This window comes from Streptomyces sp. NBC_00885, assembly GCF_045207475.1.
Classification (GTDB): Bacteria; Actinomycetota; Actinomycetes; order Streptomycetales; family Streptomycetaceae; genus Streptomyces.
Map to the genome: position 1 here is coordinate 7,818,089 of NZ_CP108796.1, position 20,716 is coordinate 7,838,804.

A 20,716-nucleotide genomic window follows, 5' to 3' on the forward strand; every position below is an offset into this window, starting at 1 on the left:
ATGCGAAACGAACAACTGGCAGAACTGGGGCAGCAGTTGCGTGTGGACTCCGTCCGAGCCGCCGACGCGGCGGGCTCCGGGCACCCCACGTCGTCCATGTCGGCGGCGGACCTGGCCGCTGTGCTGCTGGCCAACCATCTGCGCTACGACTTCGACCGGCCCGGCCATCCCGGCAACGACCGGCTGATCTTCTCGAAGGGACATGCCTCACCGCTTCTGTACGCCCTCTACCGGGCGGCGGGCGTCATCGACGAGAAGGAACTACTCACCTTCCGCCGGCTCGGCAGCCGTCTCGAAGGACATCCCACCCCCCGTCTGCCGTGGGTGGACGTGGCCACCGGGTCGCTCGGACAGGGCCTGCCGGTCGGTGTCGGCATGGCACTCGCGGGCAAGAAGCTCGACCAGATCCCCTATCGGGTGTGGGTGTTGTCGGGCGACAGCGAGATGGCCGAGGGGTCCGTCTGGGAAGCCGTCGAGCATGCAGCGTACGAACACCTCGACAATCTGACGCTGATCATCGATGTGAACCGGCTCGGCCAGCGCGGTCCCACGCGCCACGAGTGGGACCTCGATGCGTACGCCCGCAGGCTGCAGGCCTTCGGCTGGCACACCATAGAGATCGACGGCCATGACGTGGGCGCGGTCGACGAGGCACTGGCCGAGGCCCGCACCACCTTCCGTCGGCCCACCGCGGTCATCGCCCGCACCCACAAGGGCCGCGGCGTCTCATCCGTCGAGGACCGGGAGGGCATGCACGGCAAACCGTTGCCCGACGCCGACGAAGCCATCGAGGAGCTCGGTGGACCCCGCCACATCCACGTCGATGTCCAGCCGCCGCCCGCGGCGCGTGTGCTGCACGGCACCCGCAGCGGGCACGCCGAGCCGCCGCGCTTCGCCATCGGTGACTCGGTCGCGACCCGTACCGCGTACGGAAAGGCCCTGGCCGCACTCGGCTCGGAGCGCGCCGACGTCGTCGCGCTCGACGGCGAGGTCGGCGACTCGACCCGTACTGAGTACTTCGCCAAGGCACACCCCAGCCGCTACTTCGAGTGCTACATCGCCGAGCAGCAACTCGTCGCGGCGGCCGTGGGGATGCAGGCGCGGGGCTATGTCCCCTACGCCGCCACCTTCGCGGCGTTCCTGACCCGTGCCCACGACTTCATACGCATGGCAGCCGTCAGCCGAGCGAGCATCAGGCTCGTCGGCTCGCACGCGGGAGTCGCCATCGGCCAGGACGGACCGTCCCAGATGGGACTGGAGGATCTGGCCATGTTCCGTGCGGTTCCCGGCAGCACCGTGCTCTGTCCGTGCGACGGCAATCAGACTGCCCGCCTGGTCGAGGCCATGGCCGATCTGTCCGGGGTCAGCTACCTGCGCACCAGCAGGGGCGAAACGCCGGTCCTCTACGGACCCGACGAGGAGTTCCCGGTCGGCGGGTCCAGGGTGCTGCGGTCGAGCGAGCGGGACCGGTTGACCGTGGTCGCGGCGGGAGTGACGGTCCACGAGGCGCTGGCGGCGGCTGAACTGCTGGAGAGCGAAGGCATCGATGTGCGGGTCGTCGACCTCTACTCAGTCAAGCCGGCCGATGCGCGGACACTGCAGAAGGCGGCCGACGAGACACGGTGCCTGGTGACGGTGGAGGACCATCGTCCGCAGGGCGGCCTGGGTGACGCGGTCGCGGAGGTCTTCTCGGACGGGCGCCCGGCGCCCCGGCTGGTGCGACTCGGAGTCCGGAACATACCCGCGTCGGCCACGCCCCAGGAGCAGTTGCGCGTCGCCGGTATCGACGCGGCGTCGATCGCGGTCGCCGCACGGCTGCTCGTGGAAGAAGTGGTGGTGCGCTGAGAATAGAGAAGTACGGCGGCCCGGAGGCCGCCGTACTTCTTTCACTTCTCGCTGCCACCGCTACCACCGGTACCAGCGAGACCGAGAGCCACCCGCCGATGTGGACCGCATCAGGAATCCCAGCAGCCATACGACCAGGACAATGATGGCAATCCACCAGAGTGCCTTCACGGCAAAACCGGCACCGAAAAGAATCAGCGCGAGGAGCAGAACGAGCAGGATGGGAACCATAGTCTGTACCTCCAATCAGCGGGTGCCCCCTGTTCTTCGGCGTACACATCGAGGACGTGCGACATGACACAGAAAGCGGAAGACGGCCCGGAACGCGGCCGGGACGAGACGCCGGAGGAGAGGGCCGACCGGAGATGGACCGATCTGCTGCAGGAATTGCGGGTCGCTCAGACCGGGGTGCAAATCCTGTTCGGATTTCTGCTTGCGGTGGCATTCCAGCCCCGGTTCGCCGAGCTTTCCGAAGCCGATCGCCACATCTATCTGGTCACCATGCTGCTGGGGGCGGCGACGACCGGTGCTCTCATCGGGCCCGTCTCCTTCCATCGCCTCCTGACCGGCCAGCGGCTCAAGCCGGAGACGGTCGTCTGGGCATCCCGCCTCACGGTCGTCGGCCTGGTTCTGCTGCTGTGCACGATGGCGTCCGCGCTGCTGCTCATCCTGCGGATCGTCGTCGCCGACGAGGTCGCGCTGTGGCTTGTCGTCGGGATGGTCGCCTGGTTCGTCGTCTGCTGGTTCGTCCTGCCCTTCTGGGCCCGCGCCATCGGCCGCCGGACCGACGAATGACCCATGGTTGCGCTTCATTTCGGTCACCTTGTGCCCTCGCGTGGTTTCGGGGGAGTGCATCAACTCCGCCGAGGGGGCGACGGATTGGGTGACGCGAGTCAGCAAAAGAAGGCGGTGGGGTGGGTGTAAACCTCTGGGAGCTTGGCGGTACTGTGCGCGCACCGCCAAATGGGTGGCGCGGTAACCGTGGAGGAATGAGTGACAACAAACAACAGATCGTGGCGGCGGGCAGGCGCCTTCGCAACGATCGCGACGGTCAGTGCACTCGGCGTCGGCCTGGCCGCCGGCACCGCGCAGGCGCACACCCCTGTGTGGGAGGTGACCTGCACCGAGGTCAGCGTCGACCTCACCGCTTACAGCCCCAAGGAAGACAACACCGTGACCGTCACGGTGGACGGCAAGGACCTGCTGCCCGCCGAGACGTTCAAGGGCAACTTCCACAAGAAGCTCGAGCTCCCCAAGCACGACAAGGAGCTCACCGTCCGTCTCGTCGTGAAGGCGGGCGACGACGACAAGTTCTCGCGCGACGAGAGCAAGACGGCGCCGGTGTGCAACGACAAGCCGAGCCCCTCTCCGACCCCGTCGGAGAAGCCCAGCCCGTCCACTCCCGCGCCGAGCGAGACTCCGAGTGACACCCCGAGCACCGCCACCAGCTCCGCCGAGGTGCCCCCGGCTTCGACCAAGCCGAGCCCCTCCGGTGACCTGGCCGAGACGGGCTCCTCCAGCTCCACCCCGCTGATCGCCGGCGCTGCCGCCCTGGTCATAGTCGCGGGTGGCGGCATCATGTGGGCCGCTCGCAAGCGGCGCAGCGCGCAGCACTGACCTTGGCGCGTTTGCCGCGGGGGAACGAACCGCGGAGCGCCGCCGCAGCGGTGCACACGGGAAGGGCGGGCCCTCGGCCCGCCCTTCCTGCGTTGTTGTCAGGCCGCCACGGGTGTGTAGTGCGCGGCCTCGTCGCCCTCGACAACCCGGCTGAGGCTGCCGTCGACGCCGACCGGGACATCGCCCGCGACCGTCACCCGGTGCAGCAGGCGCGGCAGATCGCCGTAGTCGTCGGGCGCGTAGTGCTGGGTGATGCGGTTGTCGAACAGAACGAGGTCGCCGGGCGCCCAGGTCCAGCGGACGACGTTCTCCGGGCGGGTCACGTAGGACTGCAGGATCCGCAGGATGTCACGGGACTCGGATGGGGACAGGCCCACCAGGGACTGCGCGAAGCCGCCTATGAACAGCCCGCGCTCGCCCGACTCGGGGTGGACACGCACCACCGGGTGCTCGGTGCGGTACTTCCTGGAGACGAACTGCCTGCGGTGCTCGGCGGCCTTCTCGCTCTTCGGCTCGGCATAGTCGTAGGCGTTGGTGTGCACCGCCCACAGCCGGTCGGCCAGTTCGCGCAGCGCGTCCGGCAGATCCCGGTAGGCGGCAGCCGAGTTGGCGATCAGGGTGTTGCCGCCGTAGGGCGGGACGACGAGGCTGCGCAGTGTGGACGCCTTGGGCGGGGTACGCAGGAAGGTGACGTCGGTGTGCCACTGGTTGGCACGGATCCCTTCGTCGCCGTCGACCGCCAGGATGTGAGGCTGCCCCTCGGCGGACGGCACGGTCGGGTGCGCCGTGGTGAGTTCACCGAAGAGCGAGGCGAACCGGAGCTGCGCAGCGTCGTCGAGCTGCTGGCCGCGGAAGAAGAGCGCCTTGTGCTCCAGGAGCGCCGCGTTGATCTCGCTCACGACGGCGGGCTCGAGGTCCGTGGAAATGTCGGCGCCGAGGATCTCGGCGCCGATGCGGCCGCCGATCCGGCGGATGTCGAAACCGGTGCTGGTCATGCGGGAACTTCCTCTCTGTGTACGGGAATGTGCGGGGATGGGAGGGGATCAGTGAGCCCGGCCGGGCGGCCGCTCCAGGCCGTAGTGCTCGCGCAGCGTGCGACCGCTGTACTCGGTGCGGAACAGGCCACGGTCCTGGAGCACCGGAATCACCTGATCGACGAAGTCGTCGAGTCCGCCGGGCAGATACGGCGGCATGATGTTGAAGCCGTCGGCCGCGCCCTGGGTGAACCACTCCTCCAGCTGGTCCGCGATCTGCTCGGGCGTACCGGCGAAGACGCGGTGACCGCGCCCGCCGCCGAGCCGTGCGATCAGCTGCCGGATGGTGAGCTGCTCGCGCCGGGCGAGGTCCGCGACCAGCGTGAAGCGTGACTTGTTGCCGTTGATGTCCCGTTCCTCGGGGAGCTCGGGCAGCGGGCCGTCGAGCGGCAGTCCGCTCAGATCCGTGCCGAGCATCCCGGACAGCTGCTGCAGTCCGTACTCCGGCACCTGCAGGCCCGTGAGCTCGTCCTCCAGCGCCCGGGCCTCCGCCTCGGTAGCGCCGATGACGGGGCAGATGCCGGGCAGGATCTTCAGTTGGTCCGGTCGGCGGCCGTACTTCGCCAGCCGCGACTTGAGGTCCTTGTAGAAGGTCTGGCCGTCCGTCAGGGTCTGCTGGGCGGTGAACACCGCCTCCGCGTACCGGGCGGCGAACTCCTTGCCGTCCTCGGACGATCCGGCCTGCACCAGCAGCGGATGCCCCTGCGGCGAGCGCTGTACGTTGAGCGGCCCGTCGACCCGGAAGTGCGTGCCGCGGTGGTCGATCGGGGCGACCGCACCTTCCTCGGAGTAGATCCCGCGCTCGCGGTCGACGACCGGAGCGTCGTCGCGCCAGCTGTCCCACAGCTGCTTGGTCACATCGAGGAACTCGGCGGCCCGCTCGTAGCGCAGCGCGTGCTCCAGGTGTTCCTCGCGGCCGAAGTTCCTGGCTTCGGCGACATTCCCCGAGGTGACGATGTTCCAGCCCGCCCGTCCGCCGCTGATGTGGTCGAGCGAGGCGAACTTGCGCGCCACATGGAAGGGCTCGTTGAACGTCGTGGAGACGGTGGCGATCAGGCCGATGTGCTGGGTGGCCACCGCAAGCGCGGACAACAGCGTGAGCGGCTCGAACCCGCCGACCGCGTTGTAGCGGGCGTTGCCCCAGAGGGCGACACCGTCCGCGAGGAACAGTGAGTCGAGCCTGCCGCGTTCGGCGGTACGGGCCAGCTCCTGGAAGTACGAGATGTCGGTGATGCGTTCCGGCTGGGTGCGCGGATGGCGCCAGGCCGCGTCGTGATGACCGGCGTTCATCAGGAAGGCGTTGAGATGGAACTGGCGCGGAGAGTCGGTGGACATGGGCTGTTCCCTCAGTTTCCGGTCGGGGTGCGCCAGGACGTGAAGCGGCGCTCCAGAGCCACGAGCAGCTGGTTGAAGCCGACGCCGATGGCGGAGATGGTGATGATCCCGGCGTACATGTCGGGGATCGCGAAGTTGAACTGCGAGGCGTTGACGAGATAGCCGAGCCCGGCCTTGGCGCCCACCATTTCGGCGGCGACGAGGACGAGGATCGCGACCGCGCCCGCCAGCCGGATGCCGGTGAAGACCGTCGGCACCGAGGCGGGCAGGATTACCTTCTGGAAGATCCTCGGCGCGGGCAGATCCATCGACCTGGCCAGTTTCAGGAGGGTCGGGTCGACGCTGCGTACGGCACTGATGGTGTTCAGCAGGATGGGCCAGGTGCACGCGTACAGCACGATGGAGATCTTCGAGGTCTCGCCGATGCCGAGCAGCAGGACGAAGACGGGAAGCAGGGCCAGTGCCGCGGTGTTGCGGAAGACTTCCAGCAGCGGCCCGAGGAGGTCCGCGAGCGGCCGGTACCAGCCGATCAGCAGGCCGAGCGGTACGGCCAGGGCGACCGCGAGCCCGAAACCGGTGAGCGAGCGGCCGAGGCTGGCCTGTGTGTGCTCGGCGAGCTGCCCGTCGAGCAGCAGCTGCCACCAGGCGACGGCGACTTCGGAGAACGGCGGCAGGAAGGTGCGGTCCACCAGGGACAGCCGGGGGGCGCTCTCCCACACCGCAAGGAGCAGCCCGATCGCCACGGTCCGCGTGAACACGGCCAGCAGCCCGCGGCCGGTGCGCCGCAGGGGAATCGGCAGCGTCCGGCGCGGGGCCGTGAGCGCCGGATCGGTGTGCTGTGCGGTGCCGCCGACATCGACGGCCGGCGCGAGCACCTTCTCGGTGGTGATGCTCATAGCGTTGCGGCCTCCCTCTCCTCTTGCTGGGCCCGGGTGACCTCGTCGCGCAGCAGGCTCCAGATCTGATGGCGGTGGTGCGCGAACTCGGGGCTCGAGCGCGAATCGGAATCCGCCCCGTGGTCACCGAGATCGATCGGCACGACCTCCTTGATCCGTCCGGGCCGCGAGGTCAGCACGGCGACCCGCTGTCCGAGGTGGACCGCCTCGTCGATGCCGTGCGTGATGAACACGATCGTCTTGCCGGTGCGCTGCCAGATCCGCAGCAGCTCGTCCTGGAGCGATTCACGGGTCTGCGCGTCGAGCGCGGCGAACGGCTCGTCCATGAGCAGCACATCGGGGTCGTAGGCGAGGCTGCGGGCGATGGCGACACGCTGACGCATACCGCCGGAGAGCTCGTGCGGATGCCGGTCCTCGAAGCCGGTCAGCCCGACGAGCGCCAGATACTCCCTGGCCCGCTCGGACCTGACCCGGCGGTGCACCCGGGTCGCTTCGAGGCCGAACTCCACATTGCCCAGGGCGGTGCGCCAGGGGAGCAGGGCGTACTGCTGGAAGACGATGCCCCGGTCGAGACCGGGCCCGGTGACGGGCTCTCCGTCGAGCAGAATCCGGCCGGACGTGGGCGTCGAGAGACCGCCCAGGAGATCGAGCAGCGTCGACTTGCCGCAGCCGCTCGGGCCGACGATGACCACGAACTCACCGGCGACGACGTCAAGATCGATGCCGTCGAGCGCGGTGACCTGGCCCTGTTTGCCGCGTACGGGAAAGGTCTTGCCGACCCCCTGGAAACTGATTTTCGCGGTCATGGGGTCAACTCCCCGCCTTGGCCCGGTTGGTGTTGAATTCGTTGGTGAACAGTCCGGGGACGCTGACCTGGCCGGACTTGATGTCCCCGCGCTCGGTGAGCCAGTCGGCCCAGACCGACAGCTCCTTCTCCTCGATCCGGCCGCCGGGCGCGGAGACGCCGTACGAGCGCCAGTACTTGAGGGCGTCGGGGCTCTCGCTGCGCTTCCGCCGGGCGACGATCTCGGTCATCTTGGCCACGACCTCGTCACGGGGCGTCGTACGGGACCAGTCGAGGGCCTTGCCCACTCCGGTGACGAAGGTCCGTACCGTCTGTGGGTTCTGCTTGATGAAGCGCTCGGTCAGGACCAGCGTTCCGGCGCTGAAGGGCCCGCGCAGATCGAAGTCGCTGAAGAGCTTGCGCACGCCCCCGGTGGCAAGAGCCTTGTCGCGCAGGATGCCGCCGAGGACCGCCACGTCGATCTGCCGCTGCCGCAGCGACTGTTCGGTGTTGACGGGCGGGATGACGATCCGTTCGACCTGCTCGGACTCGGCCCGGCTGAGCCCGTTCTTCTTGAGGTAGATGTCCAGCATCGCCTCGTGGTGGGCGCCGAGGGTGTTCATCCCGACCTTCTTGCCGATGAGGTCGCGGGGCGAGCGGATGGCGCTCTTCTCGGTGACGTAGAAGCCGCTGTAGGCGTACTTGTCGGAGCCGTAGTAGCTGACGACTGCCTTGATGGGGGCCTTGCGGGCGGCGAGTTTGACCACCGCGCCGTTGAACGCGCCGCCGAAGTCGGTCTGGCCCGACGCCGCGGACTGGATGTCCTGCGGGCCGCTGATGGTATTCCCCACCCAGTCGAGCTTCAGATCGTCCAGGAAGCCGAGGGCAGCGGCCAGTTCGGGCGGGGTGACCGCGCCGGCCGAACCCTGGTAGCGAAGCGCCTTGGTGTTACGGATGCCGCTGCCGCTCGCCGTACCGCAGCCGGCGGCCGCCAGCGCCGAGAGGCCGGAGAGCACAAGGAAGGTGCGTCTGGAGGTCATCAGTCATTCCGTTTCGGGGTACGCGAAGATGCCTGAATCACCATGCCGAAAGGCACAGTTCATTCAGGAAGGAGGCATGTGCAATACGGCAGGTGAATTCAGCCGAAGGCCTGCCGAGGAATTACCGCGTGACGGGCGCGAAGGTGCTCAGCCCGTCGTAAGGAGCCCTGGAACAAGGGATGGAGGCGGAGAGAGGTCAGCTGAGCGTGTTTCAGCGGCCGGCGGCACAGAGTGCGCTGGCGTGCCGTCGAAGATCGACGTGCAGGCGCGATACGAGAATGTCAGCTTGACTCACACCCGAGAGAATGGCAGCGAATTCCGGTCACGTCAATGAGCGTCGGAAATCGTCTCGCATGCTGAATTGTTGCGGATTTCTTTCACGAATGTGGCCTGTGTCGGCAGCGTTGCGGGCGGCCGGATCCGGCGGATCCCGGTGAGCGGGAGCGCGGGTCCCCCGATCCGTCGACGTGCCGTCAGCCTCTGTTCTCCCTTGGTTCTCACGGCCCCCTGTTGCGGTTGTCCCGGCCCCGCGATGCTGTGCGGTGACAGCGCTTGCTGTGAGCGCAACTCGCCGTATTGCAGGAGTAGTTGTGGGCCTTGGCAGAGCAAGACGCTCCGTCGTGCTGGTCGCGACGGTGTCCGCCCTGGCGGCGGGGGCGATGTCCCCCGCAGTCGCCGATTCCACCCCCGACCCGCGTCCCCGCGATGTGTCCGAAGTGCTGCGCCCGCTCGCGCCGCCGCCCGCGAGCAATGCGGCCACAAGCCCCCGGGCTGTCGTCGACGGCGACGGAATCGAGACCGCGCGCAGCGCCCGGCCGATCGCTCCGGGCATCAGCCTCACCTCGTACGACCGGCTGGAATCGGACAAGTGGCTGCGGGTCGACGCGCTTTCCGTCGACCTCGGCACCAGCGGCGTACAGGCGGACTATCTCTCCTCAGGCAAGGTCGCCGACCGCCGTTCCGTCTCCGAACTCGCCGCCCGGCACGACCCGGGACCGGGCCGGCGCACGGTCGCAGCCATCAACGCGGACTTCTTCGACATCAACCAGACCGGCGCGCCACAAGGCCCCGGCATCAAGGACGGCAAGGTCACCCACTCACCGGCCGCGGGTGCCAACCGGGCCGTCGGGATCGGACCCGGGAACGCGGGACGCGTTCTGCAGCTGTACTTCGACGGCACCCTGACGCTGCCCTCGGGCACGCACCCGGTGACCGCGTACAACGCCGCCAATGTCCCGGCGGGCGGCATCGGCGCGTACACCGCGGCCTGGGGGACGGCCGACCGGGCGCTGACCGTCGACGCCGCAACTCCCGTCGCCGAAGTCCTCGTTCGCGACGGGAAGGTGGCAGAGGTCGCGAGCAGGCCGGGCAGCGGGCCGATCGCGCCGGACACCACCGTCCTGGTCGGCCGGGAGGCAGGCGCCGGGGTGCTCGCCGCGCTGCGGCCGGGGGACCCCGTCGCCCTGGAGTACCGGCCGCGCACCGACGGCGGACCCGTCCCGCGCACCGCGGTCGGCGGCCGTGAACTCCTCGTCGTCGACGGCACACCCCAGAACCACGACGGCGAGGGAAACAACACCGCCGCTCCCCGCACCGCCGTCGGCTTCTCCAAGGACGGCCGCGCGATGCAGGTCATCACCGTCGACGGCCGACAGGCCGACAGCGGCGGCGTCACCCTCACCGAGCTCGGCCTGATGATGAAGCAGGCCGGTGCCCACAGCGCCCTGAACCTCGACGGCGGCGGATCGTCGACACTCGTGGCCCGTGAACCCGGCAGCGACGCGCTCCAGGTGGAGAACAGCCCCTCCGACGGCAGCGAGCGCACCGTCCCCAACGGGCTCGCGCTCACCGCGCCCGACGGCAGCGGCCGGCTGCGCGGCTTCTGGGTCGAGACCCGTACGCCCGCCGGGAGCGCCCCCACCGCCGACCCGGTCAAGGGCGGCCACCCCGAGCGGGTCTTCCCCGGCCTGACCCGCCGGCTCACCGCCGCCGGATACGACGAGACGTACGGACCGGCCGCCGGGGCGCCGCACTGGCGTACCCTCAGGCCCTCGGTGGGCCGGGTCGACGACCACGGTGTGTTCCGGGCCCGGCACAGCGGCACCACCGAGGTACGCGCGGAACGCGCGGGCGCCCACGGCAGCACCCGGCTGACGGTCCTCGACGACCTCGCCCGGATCGAACCGACCACCCGGCGCGTCGGCCTCGCGGAGGCGAACGCCACCGGCACGTTCAGCATCCTGGGCCTCGACGCGCAGGGCAACAGCGCGCCCGTCGAACCGGCCGACGCCGAACTCGCCTACGACCACACCCTCTTCGACATCCGCGACGACGGAAAGGGCTCCTTCACCGTCAGGTCCCTCACGGGCAGCGGCGCCGGACGGGTCATGGTTACCGTCGACGGCGTCACCACCGTTCTGGCAGTCAGCGTCGGCCTCGCCGAACAGGCCGTTTCCGGCTTCGACGACGCCGCGGCCTGGACCTTCAGCCAGGCGCGCGCGAGCGGTTCGGTCGCGGCGACGCCCGACGGCCAGAGCGGCACCGGCCTGGAGCTCAGCTACGACTTCACGCAGTCGACGGCGACCCGCGCCGCGTACGCCAACCCGCCCAAGCCGATCTCCGTCCCCGGTCAGCCGCAGTCCTTCACGCTCTGGATCAAGGGCGACGGGAAAGGCGCCTGGCCCACCCTGCACCTCAAGGACGCGGCCGGGTCCGACCAGCTGCTGCGCGGGCCGTACGTCACCTGGACGGGCTGGCGGCAAGTGACCTTCGCGGTGCCGCCGGGAGCCGCGACGCCGCTGTCCGTCTTCCGCTTCTATCTGGCCGAGACCGCGGCCGCGAAGCAGTACACCGGGAAGATCGTCATCGACGGGCTGAGCGCGCAGGTGCCGCCGACGGTCGACCTGCCCGCGCAGCCGCGTCACGCCGATCCGCTGATCGACCCGGCGGCCGAAACCGAGGCCAGGGACTGGCAGTTCGCGGTCATGTCCGACGCGCAGTTCGTCGCCCGCGACCCCGACAGCGCGATCGTCGCCCAGGCACGGCGAACACTGCGCGAGATCAAGGCCGCGCGGCCCGACTTCCTCGTCGTCAACGGCGACCTGGTCGACGAGGGCTCGCCGGCGGACCTCGCCTTCGCCCGGCGGGTGCTGACTGAGGAGCTGGGCGACGAGCTGCCCTGGTACTACGTGCCGGGCAACCATGAGGTGATGGGCGGAAAGATCGACAACTTCATCGCCGAATTCGGGCCCGCGCACCGTGTGTTCGACCATCGCGGTACGCGCTTTCTCACCCTGGACACCTCGAGCCTGAGCCTGCGCGGCGGCGGCTTCGCCCAGATCAAGGAGGTACGGGCGCAGCTGGACGCGGCGGCGAAGGACCCGGGCGTCAGCTCGGTGATGCTCGTCGAGCACGTACCGCCGCGCGACCCGACCGTCCAGAAGGGCAGCCAGCTGAGCGACCGCAAGGAGGCGGCGCTGATCGAGCAGTGGCTCGCGGAGTTCCGCCGTACGACCGGGAAGGGGGCGGGGCTCATCGGCAGCCATGTCGGTGTCTTCCACGCGGACCACGTGGACGGTGTGCCCTATCTGATCAACGGCAACTCGGGCAAGGCGCCGGCGGGGCCGGCGAACGAAGGCGGCTTCACCGGCTGGTCGCTGGTCGGCGTCGACACGGTGTCCCGGTCGGAGCAGCAGAGCGGTCGGCTCCGGCCGTGGGAGGGACAGCCCGACTGGGTCTCCGTCCAGACCCGCGCCCATGTCGACGGCCTGACGCTCGACGCGCCCGCGGCGCTGCCGCCGGGCCGCAGCGGGGCCGCGGGGGCGACGGTCACGCAGGGCGCGCGCCGGGTCCCGGTCGCGTTCCCGCTGAGCGCGGACTGGACAGGCTCGCCGAACCTGTTCATCGGCGCGCCGGAGGATGCCCGCCACCGGCATGTGGCGTCCTTCGACCCGAGGACGGGCCGCGTGACGGCGCTGCGGCCGGGGACGGTGACGCTGGCGGTGACGGTTGCGGGCGTCACGAGCCGCACGGAGATCCGGGTGGCGGGGGAGGGGGCGGGGGCGGCGGCGTAGGCGGCGCCTGCGGCGGGCCTGTTCCCCACCCCGCCCTCCCCCTACGGCCGCCAGGCCGTAGGGGGAGGGCGGGTAGGGGAACAGCCCCGCGCAGCGGAACCACACCCGACCGCCCCCTCCCCGCGCACCGCCACGCGCGGCCCGTCTGATACGAAAGCCGGACGATCCGGCATGACCAGTCACGCCAAGCACGGGAGCACCATGACCGCCGCACGCAACCGCCTCCTCTACGTCACCGATCTCGGCTACGAGGCCAAGGGGCGCCGCTACTGCGACGAGGACATCCGGCTCTCCGGCCGCCTGCGTGAAGACTTCGACATCGCCCTGTGCCATCCGCTGGACGCGGCGCGCCTCATGGACCCCTTCGACGCCGTCGTCGTACGCAACAGCGGTCCGGTGCTCCACTACCAGCGCGAGTACGACGCGTTCCTGGCTCTCGTCCGAGAGTCCGGCGTCCGGCTCTACAACCCGCCGACGGGCCGCGCCGACATGGCGGGCAAGCAGTATCTGGTGGAGCTGAGCGCCGCCGGATTTCCGGTCATCCCGACCGTGGACCGCGGTGAGGACGTCGGACGGCTGCCGCACGCGGCGCAGTACGTCGTCAAACCCAAGCTCGGCGCCGACTCGATCGGCATGGAGTTCGTCGGCAGAGACGGCCTGGAGGGGCTCGTGTACGGCGAGGTCCTGGTGCAGCCGAGGATCCCGTTCCGCTACGAGGTGTCGTTCTACTTCGTCGACCGCGACTTCCAGTACGCCCTGTACGCCCCGCGCCCGGAGCGCCGCTGGGAGCTGGAGCGCTACGAACCGGGCGCGGGCGACCTGGAGTTCGCGCAGCGGTTCATCGACTGGAACACCTTGGACCACGGCATCCAGCGCGTCGACGCCTGCCGGGCACCGGACGGCGAGTTGCTGCTCGTCGAGCTGGAGGATCTCAATCCGTATCTCTCGCTGGATCTTGTCGAGGACAGCGTGCGCGAGGCCTTCGTCGCCCGGATGAAGGCCTCCCTCCACGCGTTCCTCGGCGGCTGACGTTCAGCCGGCGAGACCGAGTTCGTGCTCACCGAGGGGTGCGAAGAACCGGGCCACGTCCGCCTCCGTCACCTCCGAGAGCTCCGCGGGCGACCAGCGCGGCCTGCGGTCCTTGTCGATGACCTGGGCCCGGACCCCTTCGATCAGATCGAGCGAGGAGAATCCTGCGCACGAGACGCGGAACTCCTGGTCCAGGACCGGCTCCAGCTCACCCAGCGCCCGGGCCCTGCGCATCGCCGCGAGGGTCACCTTCAAGGAGGTGGGGGACCGGGTGAGGATCGTCTCCGCGGCCTCCTTCGCCGCCGGCTCGCCGCAGTCGAGCAGCCGCTCGATGATCTCCTCCACGGTGTCGGCCGCGTAGGAGTGGTCGATCCACTCGCGGTGCAGGGCCAGTTCGCCCGCGGGCGCCGCGGCCGCGTACCGCCGGACAGCCTCGGAGACATCCAGCACGGCGAGAGAAGCGGTGAGCTCGGCCAGCCGCTGCGAGGGCACGAAGTGGTCGGCGAGCCCGCACAGCAGCGCGTCGGCCGCGCCGACCGCCGAGCCGGTGAGTGCCAGATGCGTGCCGAGCTCGCCGGGCGCCTGCGCGAGCAGATGCGTACCGCCGACGTCCGGTACGAAGCCGATGCCCGTCTCCGGCATGGCGACGGCAGATCGTTCCGTGACGATGCGCACGTCGCCGTGCGCGGACACGCCCACTCCGCCGCCCATGACGATGCCGTCCATCACGGCGACGTAGGGCTTGGAGTAACGGGCGATGCGGGCGTTGAGGCGGTACTCGTCGCGCCAGAAGGCCGCCGAGGCGCTGCCGCTCGCGAGCGCGTCCGCGTGGATCGCGCGGATGTCGCCGCCCGCGCAGAGTCCGCGCTCACCGGCTCCCGCGATGACCACGACCTCGACGGCGGGGTCCTGTTCCCAGGCGTCGAGTGCCGCGTCGACGGTGCGGACCATGGGGTGGGTCAGGGCGTTGAGAGCCCGCGGGCGATTGAGCGTGATGTACGCGGCGCGGCCCTCGGTGCGCAGCAGTACGGCCTCGGACTCGTCGAGGGCCATGAGGTGTTCCTTCCGCGGGACGGATCTTCTCGTCCCATCCTCGCTCACCCCTGCCCGACGGTCCGTGGGCAGGGGTTCATGGCGACCGGGCGCAGGGCCGCGAGCCTCGGCTTGTTCGCACTCTTCCCGGCAGTCCGACCAGTCGGTACGTTCTCTGTGAGCTGGACACCGGCAGGCCGGAGTCCACCGGTCAGAGGCGATGGAGGCCCCCATGCCAGAACCTGCACCCCACATCGAAGGCCACTGCGACGATCGTTTCCGGGCGGTGCGTGCAGCCTTCGAGGAGAACTTCGGCGAGCGCGGCGAACTGGGCGCGGCCGTGACCGTCATCCTCGACGGGGAGCCCGTCGTCGACCTGTGGGGCGGCTGGGCCGACGAGGCGCGCACCCGCCCCTGGGAGCGCGAGACGCTGGTCAATGTGTGGTCGACGACCAAGGGCCCCACCGCTCTGTGTGCGCATCTGCTCGCCGACCGCGGGCTGCTCGACCTGGACGCCCCCGTCGCCACCTACTGGCCGGAATTCGCCGCGGCGGGAAAGGAGACCCTCCCCGTACGCCATCTGCTCTCCCACCGCGCGGGCCTGTCCGGGCTCCGTGAGCCGCACAGCCTCGGCCAGCTCTACGACTGGGAGCTGACCTGCGCCCGCCTCGCGGCCACCGAGCCCTGGTGGGAGCCGGGCACCCGGTCGGGGTACCACGCGATGACGTACGGATTCCTGGTCGGTGAGGTGATCCGGCGCATCACCGGACAGCTCCCGGGAGAGTTTCTGCACCAGGAGGTCACCGGGCCGCTCGGTATCGACTTCACCATCGGCCTGCCGGAGAAGGAGGCGGGGCGCGTCGCCGAGCTCGTGCACCCGCCCACCGCGTCCAGCAGCGAACAGGCCGCAGTCTTCGCCCAGTTGCAGCCCGCCGCCCTGGCGGCCCTGGTCAACCCCATCGTCGGGGCGGCGGACGCCAACACATCCGCGTGGCGTGCTGCCCAGATCCCCGCCGCCAACGGCCACGGCACCGCCCGCGCCGTCGCCGCGCTCTACGGGATCTTCGCGGGCCGCGGTGAGTTCGCCGGCCGGCGCCTGCTGTCGCCCGAGGCGGCCGAACGCGTCCGCGAGGGCCAGGGCAGTTGCCGCGACCTGGTGCTCGGCGCCGGGTTCGAGCACGAGACGGAGGTCGGGCTCGGCCTCTGGCTGAGCGGCGAGAACGGTTCGTACGGACCCAATCCCCGTACCTTCGGGCACGACGGCTTCGGCGGCTCCTGCGGACTTGCCGACCCGGAGGCGGGCATCAGCCTCGGTTACGTCATGAACCGCATGGGCCCCAACATTGCGGACGATCCACGGAAGATGGCACTGGTGGACGCGCTGTACGAGGCCGTCCGGCTGCCGCTCTGACCCGGTCCTGAATCGGTCGACGGCCCTTCCGGATTCTTGCAACACGTTCTACTGTGTGCGCCGCGCATGCGACGGATCGCGAGACTCCTGGAGGGGCCGTGCACCTCGAATACACGCCTGAGCAGCAGCAGTTGCGCGCCGAGCTGCGTACGTACTTCGCCGAACTGGTGCCGGACAACGTCTACGCCCGCTACGGCGACCCCGGCGAACAGAAGCGCTTCTACCGGGAGACCGTTCGCCGCCTCGGCGGCGACGGATGGCTGGGCGTCGGCTGGCCCAAGGAGTACGGCGGCCGTGGTCTCAGCCCCATGGAGCAGTTCATCTTCTTCGACGAGGCCGCCCAGGCAGGCGTACCACTGCCGCTCATGGCCCTCAACACCGTCGGCCCGACGATCATGCAGTTCGGCACCGAGGAGCAGAAGGCCCACTTCCTGCCCAAGATCCTCTCCGGCGAGATCGACTTCGCGATCGGTTACAGCGAACCCGACGCGGGCACCGACCTCGCCGCCCTCAAGACCCGCGCCGTACGGGAGGGTGACGAGGAAACCGGCACCTACACCGTCAACGGACAGAAGATCTGGACCACCAACGGCGACACCGCCGACTGGGTCTGGCTCGCCGTGCGCACCGACCCCGAAGCCCCGCCGCACAAGGGCATCACCATGCTGCTGGTGCCGACGTCCGATCCCGGCTACTCCTGCACCATCATCAACACCCTCGCCTCGCACGACACCACCGCCAGCTACTACGAGAACATCCGGGTGCCCGCATCCCGCCGGGTCGGCCAGGAGAACAAGGGCTGGCGGCTGATCACCAACCAGCTGAACCACGAGCGCGTCACCCTCGCCGCCCACGGCACCATGGCCATCCGCGCCCTCCACAACGTCCAGCGCTGGGCCACCGACACCAAACTCGCCGACGGACGGCGCGTCATCGACCTCGGCTGGGTACGGGGGCGCCTGGCGCAGACCCACACCAAGCTGGACGCGATGAAACTGCTCAACTGGCAGATGGTGGGCGCCGTCCAGGAGGGCACCCTGACCCCGCAGGACGCCTCCGCAGTGAAGGTCTACGGATCGGAGGCGCGCCGCGAAGCGTATGCCTGGCTGATGGAGGTCGTCGGTTCGGCAGGCCCGCTCAAGGAGGGCTCGGCGGGAGCCGTCCTGCACGGCGAACTGGAGCGTGGCTACCGCTCCGCCGTGATCTTCACCTTCGGCGGCGGGAACAACGAGATCCAGCGCGAGATCATCTCCTGGATCGGACTGGGGATGCCGCGGGTGCGGCGCTGAGCGGCTGCGACAAAGATCTATAGTTGACACTTAGGGTGGGTAGTTGGCATCAAGATCGTTACCCTCCGTAGTCAGGAAATGTCTGCTCTGAGCGGTCAGTAACCGATGCTCGTACTATCGCGGTGGGCGCCGGGGTCGACGCGGCGAGGGCGGGCATGCGCCAGCTGGACCGTAGAAGGTACGCGCAGTGGGACGCCGAGTGGGACCTGGTGGAGCCCCGTTGGTCGGCGCGCTTCCGCAGGTGACCGGTCGTGGGCCGCTCTGGTCCCGAGGAGGTGAGGGTGATGTCCGATGCGACGACCACCGATCTGAGGGGCGCTGTCCCCGTATGGGACCCGTTCCGCGAACTCGAGGATCTGCACAGCCGGATGGACCGGCTCCTGCAGTCTGTCTTCCCCGGTGTCGGTGAGTTCGGTACGACCGAGGCGTGGGCGCCGCTGGCCGATGTCGAGGACACCGAGGACGCGTACCTGGTGGAGCTGGAACTCCCGGCGTGAGCAAGGATCAGATCGCGAGCAGCGGCCACGCGTGCAGCAGGCGCAGGGTGAGCTTACGCTTCTCGGCCTCGTCGGCTGCCCAGCGGGCAGCGGCAAGACTCTCGGGCGAGCCGTCGAGACCCACGGTGACGACTGGTTGCATGGCGGCGGCCTCCGTCTCGTAAGAAGCTGGAGATGACGGTGGATGACGGTGAACGAGTCCGATGGCGTGGAGGGTCCGGACGTCGCCGACATGCCGAGCGTGGTGCGTTCTCTCCTTCGAGGAGTACCCCAATCCCCTCCGCACCCGTAAGAGAGGGGGCCGAAGGCGCGGAATCCGGTATGAAAGGAGACAGGGGAGGTGCACAGCTCGTGCTCCAGTTCCGGGTTGTTCCCGCACAGCTCACGGACCGCGGCCGCGTCGAATTCATACGCGCGCACCGGGCCGCTGGCCTGGGCCCCCAGGTGCCAGTGATGGGAGGGGGCCAGCCAGGACCAGCCCAGCAGTTCGCCGGCACCGAGGGTCTCGATGACCGCTGCGCGGCGGCCGGGCACGTGAAGGTCGAGAGCGACGGTGCCCGTGTGGATGATCCAGAATCGGTCGGCTTTGCCGCCTCGTTGAAGATGCGCTCGTTGATCTCGAACGAGACCTCACGAGCGAGGGGCATGAGCTTCTCGCGATGCTCTTTGATCAGGGCGCCGAAAACGCCGGTCCTCGCAACCACAATCGCCTTCCCTTCACCATGACCTCGAAGCGGAGGCGGGCTCGTAGCAGGCCGATGAGGCGGCCGAGGCGGCGATGCGGGTAGCGGCACCCCGCTCTTTCTCCCGGCCACTTCACTCCACAATCGTCGTAAATCGGCACAGTGCAATCTGGGCCGAGGCGCCCTGGTGAGAGTCGGTCCACGTGAAGCGATGGGCACATCACCGCGTTCTGCGCGGAACGCGCCCGGCTGCGCAATCCAGAAGTGAAGCTGTCGAGCGAAATGCTGCCCACCGACGCCGTGTCCGCGCTGCTGCACGCGGCTCATGAATCCTTTGCGACGACTCACCAACATTTGTCGCCTTCCGGGCAGCCTTCGCGTGCCAGTCCCTTCAGATCGGCCCCGATCGGACGAGGTCACCCAAAGACGCTGGCAGGCTCCCGCGCGCGGAACTGTGACCCCGGGGGCAATCGGGGGTGCCCGGTCAGGCCACGGTGATGCTGTCGTCGAGGTAGACGTCCTGGACGGCGTGGAGGAGTTCGATGCCCTCGTCGGTGGGCCGCTGGAAGGCTTTGCGGCCGGTGATCAGACCGGTGCCGCCGGCCCGCTTGTTGATCACCGCTGTGCGTACGGCCTGTCCGAGGTCCCCTTTGCCGGCCGATGCGCCGCCGCTGTTGATGAGGCCGACACGGCCCATGTAGCAGTTGGCCACCTGCCAGCGGGTGAGGTCGACCGGGTGATCGGTGGTGAGCCTGTCGTACAGGAGCTTGTCGGTCCTGCCGAAGCCCAGTGCGGGGTAGCCGCCGTTGTTCTCCGGCTGCTTCTGCTTGACGATGTCGGCCTGGATGGTCACTCCGAGGTGGTTGGCCTGGCCGGTGAGGTCGGCCGACACCGAGTAGTCCACGCCGTCCTTCTTGAACGCCGAGTTGCGCAGGTAGCACCACAGCACGGTGAACATGCCCAGTTCATGGGCGCGCGCGAAGACCTCGCTGACCTCCTGCAACTGGCGGTCGGACTGCTCCGATCCGAAGTAGACCGTGGCGCCGACACCGGCCGCGCCGAGGTCGAAGCACTGCTCGACGTTGCCGAACATGATCTGGTCGTAGTGGTTCGGGTAGGTCAGCAGCTCGTTGTGGTTGAGCTTCACGATGAAGGGGATCTTGTGGGCGTAGCGCCGCGACACGGCTCCGAGTACGCCGAGTGTGCTGGCGACCGCGTTGCAGCCGCCCTCGATGGCGAGTTCGACGATGTTCCTGGGGTCGAGGTAGCGGGGGTTGGCGGCGAACGCCGACGCGGCGGAGTGCTCGATGCCCTGGTCGACCGGCAGGATCGACACGTACCCCGTGCCGGCCAGGCGGCCGTGGTCGAAGAGGGACTGCAGGTTGCGCAGCACCCGGGGCGAGCGGTCGGTCGCGGCCACGGTCCGGTCGACGAAGTCATGACCCGGGAGTACCAGGTCCTCCTTGGGAATCCCGTGGGCGGTATAGGTCAGCAGATCCCCGGCCTCGTCGCCCAGCAAGCGTTGGATGTCGGTCATCGGCTTACCTCTCCGGTCGTTCGGAAGTGCCAGAGGCGAATCCCGGGTTCCCCCGACCGCGGGGCCCACGCGAATCCGTACACGCCGTGTGGGTGTCCTTCTCCAGCCGCCGGCCCCGGCCGCACGCAGCGGTGCGGTCCTTCGGCCCCGCCGACGGAGGCCGGCTGTTCGCGAATACGGCGGCGTCGCCCACGCACCGCTGACCACCCGCCCTGTCGTGAGGCCGGAGCACGGTGCCGCGTCCTGTTTCCGGCGGACTGGCCGCCGCCCCTGGGCCGGGAGGTGAAGCGAGTGCCGCAGTGCGCATGGCGGCATGTCGCCCACGGTGATGGCCAGAGCGGGGCACGTGTGGTCCCGTTCCAGGCGCAGTCCTCGACCGTGCACGCGGTCACGACGGGTATTTCCATGACGGAGTTCTCCCGGTGCTTGTGTTTCTCCAGCTCGTTTACGGCGAGCGGTGAGCGGCTGACGTGGGCATGGGCCCACCAGATCGAGCGTGATCGTCGGCGCCGCCGACGGCCAGTGGTCTTCCGCCGAACGTGACAACACCCGTGGGCTGTGCTGCGGGCGCTCAACGTGCGGCATGCGAACCAGGGCCAAGGTGTGGAAACACT

The 20,716-nt window shown here is 69.3% G+C and carries 17 protein-coding genes and 2 pseudogenes; 8 read left to right on the top strand and 11 right to left on the bottom strand.

Features of this window, described 5'->3' with window-relative positions; genetic code table 11:
• Nucleotides 1–1,845, top strand: a complete 1,845-nt coding sequence (locus tag OHA61_RS35670; protein WP_406306506.1) for a transketolase — start codon at nucleotides 1–3, stop codon at nucleotides 1,843–1,845.
• Between the two features lie 60 nt (nucleotides 1,846–1,905).
• On the opposite strand, the gene OHA61_RS35675 is transcribed toward OHA61_RS35670, so the two are convergent.
• Nucleotides 1,906–2,076 (bottom strand): hydrophobic protein, encoded by a 171-nt coding sequence (locus OHA61_RS35675; protein WP_406306507.1) that lies wholly within the window; start codon nucleotides 2,074–2,076, stop codon nucleotides 1,906–1,908.
• Between the two features lie 63 nt (nucleotides 2,077–2,139).
• Between OHA61_RS35675 and OHA61_RS35680 the strand changes: the two genes are divergently transcribed.
• Together OHA61_RS35680 and OHA61_RS35685 are read left to right on the top strand one after the other, a co-directional pair.
• Nucleotides 2,140–2,640 carry a DUF6328 family protein gene (locus OHA61_RS35680; RefSeq protein WP_406306508.1) on the top strand — a complete coding sequence of 167 codons (501 nt, stop codon included), beginning with the start codon at nucleotides 2,140–2,142 and terminating at the stop codon, nucleotides 2,638–2,640.
• Nucleotides 2,641–2,838: 198 nt separating this feature from the next.
• On the top strand, nucleotides 2,839–3,462 hold the full coding sequence (locus OHA61_RS35685; protein WP_406306509.1) for an LAETG motif-containing sortase-dependent surface protein: 624 nt from the start codon (nucleotides 2,839–2,841) through the stop codon (nucleotides 3,460–3,462).
• Nucleotides 3,463–3,560: 98 nt separating this feature from the next.
• On the opposite strand, the gene OHA61_RS35690 is transcribed toward OHA61_RS35685, so the two are convergent.
• The 6 genes from OHA61_RS35690 to OHA61_RS35715 form a co-directional block, all read right to left on the bottom strand.
• Entirely contained in the window at nucleotides 3,561–4,457 is an 897-nt protein-coding gene (locus OHA61_RS35690) for a TauD/TfdA dioxygenase family protein (protein WP_406306510.1), read from the bottom strand.
• A gap of 48 nt (nucleotides 4,458–4,505) precedes the next feature.
• Nucleotides 4,506–5,831 (bottom strand): LLM class flavin-dependent oxidoreductase, encoded by a 1,326-nt coding sequence (locus OHA61_RS35695; RefSeq protein ID WP_406306511.1) that lies wholly within the window; start codon nucleotides 5,829–5,831, stop codon nucleotides 4,506–4,508.
• Nucleotides 5,832–5,842: 11 nt separating this feature from the next.
• Nucleotides 5,843–6,727, bottom strand: coding sequence for an ABC transporter permease (locus tag OHA61_RS35700; RefSeq protein ID WP_406306512.1), 885 nt, complete (start codon nucleotides 6,725–6,727; stop codon nucleotides 5,843–5,845).
• Complete coding sequence (locus OHA61_RS35705; protein ID WP_406306513.1) at nucleotides 6,724–7,533, bottom strand: ABC transporter ATP-binding protein; 810 nt, start codon at nucleotides 7,531–7,533, stop codon at nucleotides 6,724–6,726. The genes OHA61_RS35700 and OHA61_RS35705 overlap by 4 nt, the downstream gene beginning before the upstream one ends.
• Before the next feature lie 4 nt (nucleotides 7,534–7,537).
• Entirely contained in the window at nucleotides 7,538–8,551 is a 1,014-nt protein-coding gene (locus tag OHA61_RS35710; protein WP_406306514.1) for an ABC transporter substrate-binding protein, read from the bottom strand.
• A 211-nt stretch (nucleotides 8,552–8,762) separates the two neighbouring features.
• Complete coding sequence (locus OHA61_RS35715) at nucleotides 8,763–8,846, bottom strand: putative leader peptide (RefSeq protein WP_351446407.1); 84 nt, start codon at nucleotides 8,844–8,846, stop codon at nucleotides 8,763–8,765.
• A gap of 364 nt (nucleotides 8,847–9,210) precedes the next feature.
• Between OHA61_RS35715 and OHA61_RS35720 the strand changes: the two genes are divergently transcribed.
• A complete protein-coding gene (locus OHA61_RS35720) occupies nucleotides 9,211–12,624 on the top strand; it encodes a phosphodiester glycosidase family protein (protein ID WP_406307589.1) in 3,414 nt (1,137 codons plus the stop codon).
• Nucleotides 12,625–12,795: 171 nt separating this feature from the next.
• Nucleotides 12,796–13,653, top strand: a complete 858-nt coding sequence (locus OHA61_RS35725) for a hypothetical protein (RefSeq protein ID WP_406306515.1) — start codon at nucleotides 12,796–12,798, stop codon at nucleotides 13,651–13,653.
• Nucleotides 13,654–13,656: 3 nt separating this feature from the next.
• Here OHA61_RS35725 and OHA61_RS35730 read toward each other — a convergent pair whose 3' ends face one another.
• Entirely contained in the window at nucleotides 13,657–14,706 is a 1,050-nt protein-coding gene (locus OHA61_RS35730) for an enoyl-CoA hydratase/isomerase family protein (RefSeq protein ID WP_406306516.1), read from the bottom strand.
• Between the two features lie 211 nt (nucleotides 14,707–14,917).
• Between OHA61_RS35730 and OHA61_RS35735 the strand changes: the two genes are divergently transcribed.
• The 3 genes from OHA61_RS35735 to OHA61_RS35745 all read left to right on the top strand — a co-directional run bounded on the left by OHA61_RS35735 (nucleotide 14,918) and on the right by OHA61_RS35745 (nucleotide 17,882).
• Nucleotides 14,918–16,096 (top strand): serine hydrolase domain-containing protein, encoded by a 1,179-nt coding sequence (locus tag OHA61_RS35735; protein ID WP_406306517.1) that lies wholly within the window; start codon nucleotides 14,918–14,920, stop codon nucleotides 16,094–16,096.
• 98 nt (nucleotides 16,097–16,194) lie between these two features.
• On the top strand, nucleotides 16,195–17,385 hold the full coding sequence (locus tag OHA61_RS35740) for an acyl-CoA dehydrogenase family protein (protein ID WP_406306518.1): 1,191 nt from the start codon (nucleotides 16,195–16,197) through the stop codon (nucleotides 17,383–17,385).
• A 284-nt stretch (nucleotides 17,386–17,669) separates the two neighbouring features.
• The gene (locus OHA61_RS35745; RefSeq protein ID WP_406306519.1) at nucleotides 17,670–17,882 is read left to right on the top strand and encodes a hypothetical protein; all 213 of its coding nucleotides are present in this window, start codon (nucleotides 17,670–17,672) and stop codon (nucleotides 17,880–17,882) included.
• A gap of 13 nt (nucleotides 17,883–17,895) precedes the next feature.
• On the opposite strand, the pseudogene OHA61_RS35750 reads toward OHA61_RS35745, so the two are convergent.
• The 3 genes and pseudogenes from OHA61_RS35750 to OHA61_RS35760 all read right to left on the bottom strand — a co-directional run.
• Nucleotides 17,896–18,024, bottom strand: a pseudogene (locus OHA61_RS35750) (universal stress protein); the annotation flags it as partial.
• Nucleotides 18,025–18,227: 203 nt separating this feature from the next.
• A pseudogene (locus OHA61_RS35755) lies at nucleotides 18,228–18,529 on the bottom strand (cyclic nucleotide-binding domain-containing protein); the annotation flags it as partial.
• 520 nt (nucleotides 18,530–19,049) lie between these two features.
• Nucleotides 19,050–20,102 (bottom strand): class I fructose-bisphosphate aldolase, encoded by a 1,053-nt coding sequence (locus OHA61_RS35760; RefSeq protein ID WP_406306520.1) that lies wholly within the window; start codon nucleotides 20,100–20,102, stop codon nucleotides 19,050–19,052.
• Nucleotides 20,103–20,716: the final 614 nt, after the last annotated feature.